The sequence below is a fragment of the Rhizobium sp. 01T444 genome, from assembly GCF_056398305.1.
The window spans coordinates 1-1,054 of record NZ_JBFTPD010000095.1; the positions used below are offsets into that span (position 1 = coordinate 1).

A 1,054-nucleotide genomic window follows, 5' to 3' on the forward strand; every position below is an offset into this window, starting at 1 on the left:
ACCACAGGTCATAACCCAGGAATTTGCGCCCGAACGCACTGGCGACCGCACTCTTGGTCTCGTTGACCTTCAAGCGCAGCTTGTCATACAGCCGCCGCAGCAGCGCCATCACCCGCTCGCCCGCCCGACGACTGCGCACGTACACGTTGCAGTCATCAGCGTAGCGCGCGAAGCAGTGGCCCCGGCGTTCCAGTTCCTTGTCCACTTCGTCGAGCAGCACGTTGGCCAGCAGCGGCGACAGCGGCCCACCTTGCGGTGTGCCCTGCTGCCGTTCCTGTACCACCCCACCGTCCATGATCCCGCTGTCCAGGTACGCCCGCACCAACCGGATGACTCCGGCGTCGGCAATGCGCCTTTGCAGGCGATCGATCAGGATGTCGTGATTGACCCGGTCGAAGAATTTCTCCAGGTCCACGTCCACCACGACCCTGCGCCCGGTCTGCACGAACGCCTGCGCGGCCAATACCGCATCCTGCGCACGCCGCCCGGGCCTGAAGCCGTGGCTGTGCTCGCTGAAGGTGGGGTCCAGAATCGGTTGCAGCACCTGCAGCAGCGCCTGCTGGATCAGCCGATCTACCACCGTCGGGATGCCCAGCTCGCGCTGGCCTCCGTCAGGCTTGGGAATCTCCACCCGCCGTACCGGACTGGGCCGGTACTCGCCCCGCAGCAGTTGCCCCCGGATGCCAGGCCAGGCCGTCACCAGATGCTCCACGGTCTGGTCGATGTCCAGTCCGTCCACACCGGCGGCGCCCTTGTTGGCCCGCACCCGCTTGAGCGCGCGCTGCAGGTTGTCTCTCGTCAGCGCCGCTTGCAGCAGCGCTGAMCCCGTGTCTGTCGCTCCATTTCGCGGGCCCTCGGCTTCGTCGCTGGCAGGTTGGCTCACGGCTTCACCGCGCGCGACTCCCGCCCGCCCCGCTCGCGCGGGCATCTGACGCATGACCTCGGACATCGACATCTCGCTCAACACTTGCTCTCGTTTGGTCCTTCGCCGTTTGACTTCTGGCCTCCTCAGCCCCGCAACTCCGGCTACTACGACCTCTGCTGACTTCTCGCT

General features: G+C 66.3%; 1 protein-coding gene. It reads right to left on the reverse strand.

Going from position 1 to position 1,054, the window contains the following annotated elements:
* Positions 1-949, reverse strand: a 949-nt coding sequence (ltrA, locus tag AC1DTN_RS37290) for a group II intron reverse transcriptase/maturase (protein ID WP_477925115.1), incomplete at its 3' end; no start/stop codon positions are given.
* Between the last annotated feature and the right edge of the window lie 105 nt (positions 950-1,054).